This is a genomic window from Psychrobacter sp. Pi2-51, from assembly GCF_904846665.1.
In the GTDB taxonomy this organism is placed as follows: Bacteria; Pseudomonadota; Gammaproteobacteria; order Pseudomonadales; family Moraxellaceae; genus Psychrobacter; species Psychrobacter glaciei.
Map to the genome: position 1 here is coordinate 21,377 of NZ_CAJHBP010000032.1, position 8,566 is coordinate 29,942.

General features: G+C 43.5%; 6 protein-coding genes and 2 tRNA genes. 2 read left to right on the forward strand and 6 right to left on the reverse strand.

Annotation, left to right across the window (positions count from 1 at the left end):
* Positions 1-102 precede the first annotated feature (102 nt).
* From JMY08_RS12665 to JMY08_RS12690, 6 genes are all read right to left on the reverse strand, one after another.
* Positions 103-178 (reverse strand) — tRNA-Gln (locus JMY08_RS12665).
* 242 nt (positions 179-420) lie between these two features.
* Positions 421-496 (reverse strand) — tRNA-Gln (locus JMY08_RS12670).
* Between the two features lie 214 nt (positions 497-710).
* Complete coding sequence (locus JMY08_RS12675) at positions 711-1,190, reverse strand: hypothetical protein (RefSeq protein WP_201593611.1); 480 nt, start codon at positions 1,188-1,190, stop codon at positions 711-713.
* A 77-nt stretch (positions 1,191-1,267) separates the two neighbouring features.
* Positions 1,268-2,212 carry a 4-(cytidine 5'-diphospho)-2-C-methyl-D-erythritol kinase gene (gene ispE, locus JMY08_RS12680; RefSeq protein WP_227679680.1) on the reverse strand — a complete coding sequence of 315 codons (945 nt, stop codon included), beginning with the start codon at positions 2,210-2,212 and terminating at the stop codon, positions 1,268-1,270.
* Positions 2,213-2,278: 66 nt separating this feature from the next.
* Positions 2,279-2,923: a lipoprotein insertase outer membrane protein LolB gene (gene lolB, locus JMY08_RS12685; RefSeq protein ID WP_201593613.1), complete on the reverse strand. Its 645-nt coding sequence runs from the start codon at positions 2,921-2,923 to the stop codon at positions 2,279-2,281.
* A 180-nt stretch (positions 2,924-3,103) separates the two neighbouring features.
* Positions 3,104-5,059, reverse strand: coding sequence for a tetratricopeptide repeat protein (locus JMY08_RS12690; protein WP_201593614.1), 1,956 nt, complete (start codon positions 5,057-5,059; stop codon positions 3,104-3,106).
* 405 nt (positions 5,060-5,464) lie between these two features.
* Here JMY08_RS12690 and hemA point away from each other — a divergent pair, with 405 nt between their 5' ends.
* Positions 5,465-6,856 carry a glutamyl-tRNA reductase gene (gene hemA / locus JMY08_RS12695; RefSeq protein ID WP_201593615.1) on the forward strand — a complete coding sequence of 464 codons (1,392 nt, stop codon included), beginning with the start codon at positions 5,465-5,467 and terminating at the stop codon, positions 6,854-6,856.
* A gap of 396 nt (positions 6,857-7,252) precedes the next feature.
* The gene (locus tag JMY08_RS12700; RefSeq protein ID WP_201593616.1) at positions 7,253-8,389 is read left to right on the forward strand and encodes an aminotransferase class V-fold PLP-dependent enzyme; all 1,137 of its coding nucleotides are present in this window, start codon (positions 7,253-7,255) and stop codon (positions 8,387-8,389) included.
* Positions 8,390-8,566 lie beyond the last annotated feature (177 nt).

The window sequence follows — 8,566 nt, forward strand, 5'->3', positions numbered from 1 at the left end:
TCCTATTGATTGACTCAAGCAGCGACCGCTAAGCAGTGTCAAACTGCTCAAATTCAGAAAAGAGTGGTGAAAATGATTGGAGACTACTATTACAGTAAAAAATGGTAGGGGTAGCTGGACTCGAACCAACGGATGTCAGGATCAAAACCTGATGCCTTACCAACTTGGCTATACCCCTGTAATGTCTAGGCTATGAACATCTGATATCTAATAGTAACTACTAGTTATTCTTAGAATGATGTCATCACCTGTTAGCTATCTGATAAACGATTAAACCGTCTAAAAAACAACTTTTTCCCTAGCGGTGTCCATTGCGAACTATACCGAAACTGGGATAACGTTGTCAATGACAATCAAAATAAGTAAGTATTTATAATACCAATTATAATCAGTGTCTATCGAACGCTTCGTACTAAAAAATGGTAGGGGTAGCTGGACTCGAACCAACGGATGTCAGGATCAAAACCTGATGCCTTACCAACTTGGCTATACCCCTATTGAGGCGACCTATTATAATTAAATTTTCAGATTTTGCAAGTCATTTACGGCTTTTTATGCTATTTATTCTTAATTCATCAAGGACGGTATGATTTCGATAGGTATATGGTGAAAGTCGGTAATAAGGATTGATGCCTTACTGATATTCTCTCGTAGGGCTATATTAGTGAGCTTGAGACTAGCGTGTCTGGTACAGGATTTCCAAAGTAGTCTTATATGTTCCGAGGAGCAGCGTAAGACTCAACTGTATGCAACAGCTTTAGCAATGTAGCTAAGAACTCACTTTTCTTTATTCTTGAAGTGATAGTATTATTACTATCAAAAAATTTCCCAAAAAATATCAGACATTCATCTTCTTGGTAAACGTAAAATAGAGATTTGTTAGTAGATAAGTCATAGAACAAAAAGTTAGTTTTCTCACTACTGCTATCGTAAACTCCAGTTTCAGTTTCATAAAAAATATCGTGTAGCTTGCTTAGTGGTTTATTGATCAAGCTTTTATTTAGGTGAAATTCGCCATCAGTAATAAGTTCTATTTCTTTCTTAATATTGTTAACAAGTGGAAACGCATAATAATTATTATCTTGATAACTGATATTTACTGAGTTCACAATAATATCCATCACTATGAATGGCTTTTCCATTTCGTGTATTTTAAAAGCAATAGTTTCTGTATTTCCGAGAGTGATCATATTTTGCTCTTAAATGCTTTAGGCTTGATAGTATTTGCGGCTCTTACCTTTTCACCTATCTATAAAAACTTGCGCAGTTATAAACTCCCAACTATATATACCGAACAAGGCGCACCTTCAACCCATTTCGCCAAAAGTGCCTTATCAGTAGCAACATTCACATCTAACGGCAAAAACACCGCACTACCAGAGCCAGTCATTCGTGATGTTCCTAGTGCTTGCTCTTCTAAACGTTGCAAATATTGAAGCGCTTCATCGACAGCAGGGGCAAGGCTGGTCACCACTGGCGTAAAGACATTGTGATAAGGCACATTCAAACGTTGAGTATAGTCATTGAACTGATTTTTAATCGTCTCAATTGATAGTGGCGTAATATCGCGCTGTAATTTAGGATGGGCGAACAGTTTGGCGGTATTCACATGCGCATTTGGCGTTAACACTAAATACTGCTGCTCTGACAAGTCAATCGCTGTCAGCTCCTCGCCAATACCCATCGCAATCGCATCACGCCCAAAGATAAATATGGGCACATCCGCACCCACTTTAGCACCGATTTTTATCAGCTCATCACACGTTAAATTAAGCTGCCAAATATCATTTAATGTCAGTAGCGTCGTCGCGGCATTGGAAGAACCACCGCCCAAGCCTGCACCCATCGGTAGATGCTTGTCTAAAGTAATTTGCACTGACGCTAATTGCTTAGGTAATCTGGTTGATTCTATGATAGATGCTAGCAATGCGCGTGCGGCTTTAAAAATCAAATTGTCATCTATACTGGCAGTTATTGCGTCTGCGCCAGTTAAGGTTAGCAGCTGATGACAGAGCTTATTAGCATCTAATTCACTATCAGCCGTAGAAATGACGGCATCATCTGTGACCGAAAAGTGCAAATAATCGCCCCAATCGAGCAGGCGAAAAACGGTTTGCAAGTCATGATAGCCATCAGTACGCTTACCAGTAATGTGCAAAAACAGATTGATTTTTGCTGGGGATAAGCGAGTGATGGTCGTTTTAGCGCTCATATTATTTTGCATCGTCATTTGATTTATGAATGTTTCAATATTTCAACGTTTAAATGTCTCAATGCTTTAACGATTCTGATGATCAATCGTCATGACGACTTTATTGCCTTGTGATTGTGCAGCGCTGATTTTACTAGGCAGCTTATCGTTGCCTTTATAGGTAAAGCTAGCATTCCACTCACCATTAACTGAGCTAATCAAACGATTTTGATTGTCAAGGGTAGGGGCGGTGTCGGAAGGCGCTGGGCGACCAGATACCCAATACGGCATTTGCGAGATCGGTGCTTGCCAGCCAGTGGCTTTTTTGAGCAAGGTCTCAGGGTCATCAGCGGTCAATGTACCGGTTTTTTCGCTGACTAGCGTTGCCGTTTGACCATTATATTCAATGTTAGTTTTGCCAATCCCGAGCGCACCAATCAACTCAATTGCAAAGCGGTCGTTTTGTTGTCCCCATGCGTAAAAGGCACTGCCGCCTTGAGCACCGTTAGTGTCATTAGCAGGTGTCGTAACGCCAATTTTTCCAGTGATATTGAAGCTCTCAAGCTTTTGTGGCTGCTGGCCACTTTGTCCCTGTACGGTGCTACTAGGTTGGTTTGTGCCGCTGGTGGTTTTTAATGACTGACAACCAGTCGTCACCAAAATGGCTGCTGTCAAAGCCGTCATTAGACTGAGTTTTTTGGCTTGAAAAGGGAGTGTTTTTGATACTGACATGATGCTTCCTCAAAATTAACAAAGATAATAGCTTAAGCTGAATTTGTTACCCATTTATACGTCGCTGTTAGCTTCTTATAAGAGCCTTGTAGCTTTGATAACTTGGGTTTTGATAGCTTGCGCAATGGTTATGGCTTATTTGTTATACAAAATATTGCTTAAAAATGACGCCAACTGTCATTAATACAGTTGTATGCGGTCATTAACATTGTGTTGCCCAAATGAGAAGCGCTGCTGTAGATCGGCGAGCAAGGCGTCGACTTTGTCATTATCCCCTAGACCTTGATAAGCACGCAGCAATAGCGTCCCTGAGCGTAGAGTGGGTAAGACATCGTAAGGGGTTTGCAGGTAATTGATCACTTGGCGGTAGTCTTCGTTGGCCAAGGCATTGCCTGCCAAGATATTCAATGCTTGCAGATGTAGCTCGTTATCGTAACGTGGGTCATCATAGCGAATTTGGATGATCGCTGTCGCTAGCGCCAACCCTTGCTCAGAGCTGCGCTCGTTGGAGAGCAATAATTGGGCGTAACTGAGCTGATAAGAGAGATTGTTAGGATCGAGCGCTTGTAAGTGATTGAGCAAGGTGCGTTTGACCACGTAGTCGGCTTTATCATCTAACAGCTGAGCACGGGCAAACAGTAACATCTCACTATTAGGATACTTACGCGCTGCCCGCGTCAACAACCGCAGCGCTTCCTCTGGCTCATTCTGTTGCCATAAAATATCGGCTTGTAGCACATAAGTATCAGGCGCAAAGACGTTAAATTCTTTGCGTAGTTTTTCTAAGGTAGAGATGGCTGCATCTACGTCATCATTAATCAACTCAAAAGCGACGACTTTTTTGCGTGCTTCTAGCACCAAGTCTTCTTGCATGACACCATTGAGATAGTATTTCGCTTGATCAAAGCGTTGTTGGCGCTCGGCACTGATACCGAGATAATAATAGGCTTGGTCAAGGTAAGCAGGACTTTTTGCCAGCATATTGAGTAGGCGATCAGCACTAGGATACTCTTCGATGTCCAAGCTGACCAGTGCGGCCAATAAGGTAATCTCAGCATCATCAGCAAAGCGATTGTGCGCCTCTAGTAATAGCTGCCACGCCTGCTCGCTTTGTTTCAAATCCAGTAAGTAACGAATCTCATATAGGTACAAGCTTTTGCTATCAGGATTACGCAGACGTGATTGGCTAACATAATTAATCACCATTTCAGGCTTTTCTATTTTGCGCAATATATCTGCTTTTAAGGTGATAAAAGGCACATAGTCAGGCTGACGCTCTAGCGCGCGATTGATATGGACGATGGCAATTTCAGGTTCGTTAAATTGGTATAGCAAGCCTGCCTTTAACACCGATAGTGAGGCATTTTGTTCACTATCAAGGGGCTGTAGGGCGGCGAGTAATTCTCGTTTGTCATTATCGGTATTGGGATAAATACCGATAAGGATTTCGCTTAAGTCTGCCCGAGGGTCATAACGCAAGATACGATTTAAGGTCTCACCTGCCAACAGATAGTCGTGCGCGCGCAAGGCCAAATGTGCCACATAAAACCATGCGGGGACATGATCGGGATTTTGATCTTGCCACGTTTTGGCAAATTGTAAGGAATCTTCAACACTCTCATTACGCAAAGATAAGCTAAGCGCTCTCTCAAACACTGCCGTCGCATCTTCTTTAAAAGATTGCTGCTTATAAATCATCACCGCACGGCGTGTGTCATTGCGATCAGCGGAAAATTCTGCATCCAAAAGCGCATACAAGCTTGGCTCGGTCAGCGTTGGTTGTGCGGCAATCGTCGGTGGTAAGCTATTTACATTTGCCACACTTGTTCTTGTTCTTGTTGTTGACTCGTTCTGTGTTGGTTCATTGGAAAATGCATTACGATTAGTCGCATCTGTATTTATCATTGCGACTGAAGGCTGGCTTAATGAGGATTGATTATTAGTGGCATTATGAATGTCTGATGGGTCGAGCAGATTGGCCTGAGCGGGTGAGGCTAGGCACAAACAAATGGCCAACGATAGTGTTAGCTTATAACGTTGGCATAGACGTTCAATAATGACGTGTAATAAAGCGCGAAGGCTAGATTGATCGTTATGCACAAGTTGTGATCGAAATGATGACTCAAAAAAAATCATAAATAGCAGTGTACACCTATTGTTTACCCATTAATAAGGCAATTTTATCCTGATGATTTTAAAATAGACATCGGTAGCCAGTACCCATGATCGACATTATAAAAGGAGATTGAGGTGATAAACAATAGCGCCCGTGTTACTCAATTATTCGTCCAAAAAATCTATCAGGTAGTTGATTTGTTACTCATGCGCCCAGATACAAGCAAATAGTCACCACAGGTGGTCGAGTGTTAAATAAAGCCAGCAATAATGATATAATAAGCGGTTTTAGGTTTTCCTTTAAGCGCTGTTTGCTAAACACTGCTTTTCTAATTTATAAAAACTGCTTTTTTATAAAAACTGCCTTTGGCAAACGGCGAGCACGCTTGGCTGGCAAGTGAGCGTTATATTTATGGTCTATCAATAATGAGATTAGTGGTCATTGGGGTCAATCACAAAACCGCACCAGTCGCTCTACGAGAGCGCTTGGCGCTTGTGGGTGAGGATGTGGCTATCGCCCTTGAGCAGTTAGAGGCCTTTACCGATGGTAGCGTGATTGTCTCTACGTGCAACCGTACTGAGATTTATGCCCTCGTTCCGCAGACTTTGTCTCAGCAAGCAGTAACGTCGCCCACGGTCAACGACGTTACCTCACCGTCTTTTAGCAGTAATAATAGTAATGCTGCGCTCAGCACCAATATCTCATCAGCGGCCATCAGCGCCCATATCATGAAGATTAAAACTTGGCTGGCTGATTTTAAGCAACTGTCGCTCACCGAGATTGACCCATATCTATATGTGCACCGTGATACTCACGCCTTGACTCATTGGTTGAGGGTTGCTGCTGGGCTGGACTCTATGATATTGGGTGAGCCGCAGATATTGGGTCAAATCAAGCGCTCCGTACATATGGCGCAAGAACAAAAAGTATTAAGCAATCAGCTAGGATGGATCGTCGATCAGGTATTCGCTGCTGCCAAACGGGTACGTAATGAAACCAAGGTTGGCGCTCAAGCCGTATCGCTCAGCTTTGCTGCGGCTAAATTGGTCACGCAGATTTTTGATGATTTGCCCAATCGTACCTTGTTGGTGGTTGCCGCTGGTGAGATGAATCGTTTGGTTGCCACACATATTGCGGGGCTTGGGGTTGGGCGGGTGATTATTTGCAACCGCAACCCTGAGCGTGCTGAGGCTCTAGCGGCTGAGCTGCGTAAACCTGGACGACAAGTGGAAGTCAGAACTTTGCAAGCGTTGCCGCAAGTGCTGGCAGAGGCTGATATTGTCAGTAGCTGTAGCGGTAGTATGGACTTATTAATTGATAAGACCATGACATTGCAGGCGCTGAAACGTCGTCGTTATCAGCCAATGCTGATGATAGATTTGGCGGTGCCACGTGATATCGATTCGACTGTGAGCCGCATAGATGACGTGTATTTATATTCTGTCGACGATCTGCAACATGTGATAGCGGGTAATATTGAACAGCGTCGTCAAGCAGCAGTAGACGCTGAGCTACTCGTTAGCCAATTGGTCGTCGAAATGGATCGACGCTTTCAAGTGCGCCAAGTCGGCAAAGACATTCAGCAGTATCGTGAGCGTACTAATGACCAAGTAGATAAGCTGCTTAATGACTCTATTGCTAAGCTTAACGCTGAGGGTGCGAGCCCTGAAGATATCATAGCCGAGCTGTCGAGACGTTTAACTCAAACCTTGACCCATGCGCCATCCAAGCTGATGCGCAAAGCGGCACGCGAAGGGGACAGTGAATTGTTAGACTTTGTTGTCTCAGGACTAAAAGATGCCAATCGTGGACATTGATGCTGATCAGCATCGCATTTACCAATAAACAGTCAACAGTGCAAGTCATATCATTGCCTAGGCGTATCGTTGTCAACCCTCGGTATCGGTGCTAATATCAAGCTCTCATTAACTAAATGGTTTGGATTAAGATACCGTACTGGTGTTCGCTAAGCGTGTGGCTATGAATATATTGGCTTAGGGTTTATAGGCTTTATCAATATTCATTTTTAGCCCATTTAGTCGCTTCCGTTCAGATTGAGGACACGCTCTAGGCTAAAGTACAATATTATCAGCCTTACGTCGTTTTCTGGTTTCTTATCCGATATTAGTACCTAGTCTGTATCCATATTTGGATATGGCTGTACTGAGATTTAAGCGCCATTAAATTATCTAACCATAAACTAGGAGCGTTCCATGACTGCATTACGTCAAGATATTGATCCAAATGGCCTATTAGAATATTCAGTGGTTTACACTGACCGCGCTCTCAACCATATGTCTAAAGTCTTTCAGCAAGTAATGAACGACTTATCTAGCGAGCTAAAGTCAGTCTATAACGCTGGTGCCGTTGCTATCGTGCCGGGTTCTGGCACTTATGGGATGGAAGCTGTCGCCCGTCAATTGGCAAAGGATGAAGATTGTCTGATTATCCGAAACGGTTGGTTTAGCTACCGCTGGACGCAAATCCTAGAAAAAGGCAACATTGCCAAGTCATCGACGGTATTGACCGCTGATCGTACAGAAAATACTGATGCGCCAAAGCCTTTTGCACCAGTCGATATCGATGTCGCTGTAGCAAAAATCAAAGAACAAAAACCAGCCATTGTCTTTGCCCCGCATGTCGAAACTTCAGCCGGTATTATTCTACCAGATGACTATATTAAAGCATTGGGCGAAGCCGTCCATAGCGTAGGTGGCTTATTGGTCATCGATTGCATCGCCTCAGGTTGTGTTTGGTTGGATATGAAAGCCTTAGGCATTGACGTGCTTATCAGCGCGCCACAAAAAGGCTGGAGCAGTACACCTTGTGCTGGTTTGGTGATGCTAAGTGATGCAGCCGTCAAAAAAGTCGATAATACAGAATCTGATAGCTTTAGCCTCGATCTTAAGCAATGGTTGAACATCATGCGCGCCTACGAAAATGGCGGTCATGCTTATCATGCGACCATGCCAACCGATGGCCTGCGTCAGTTCCGCGATACTATTAATGAGGCCAAAGAAGTGGGCTTTGCTAAACTGTCTGACGCGCAGTGGGAGCTTGGCAACCGTGTCCGTAAGGTCATGGAAGACAAAGGCGTCGAAAGTGTTGCCGCTGAAGGCTTTAAAGCGCCAGGTGTGGTCGTGGCTTATACTGAGCGTGATGACATGCATAAAGGTAGCGCTTTTGCTGAAGCGGGCTTGCAAATCGCCGCTGGCGTACCATTAAAAGTTGGCGAACCAGAAAACTTTAAAACCTTCCGTTTGGGTTTGTTTGGTTTAGATAAATTGACGGATATTGATGGCGCGGTAACGCGTTTTGAAACCGCGCTTGATAAAGTATTGGCGAAATAGCAGCTGTCGCAGAAGCATGATTGGCTGTGCCAAACTTGCTTTATCTATTTGAAGTAGCACTGATGCTCGCTTTCCTTGCTACTCAAAATGAAATCTGTTTAATTTAAAAATACTGAGCCTTTATAACAATAGGTTCAGTATTTTTTTACCTTTTTATTATATTTTATAATATAATGT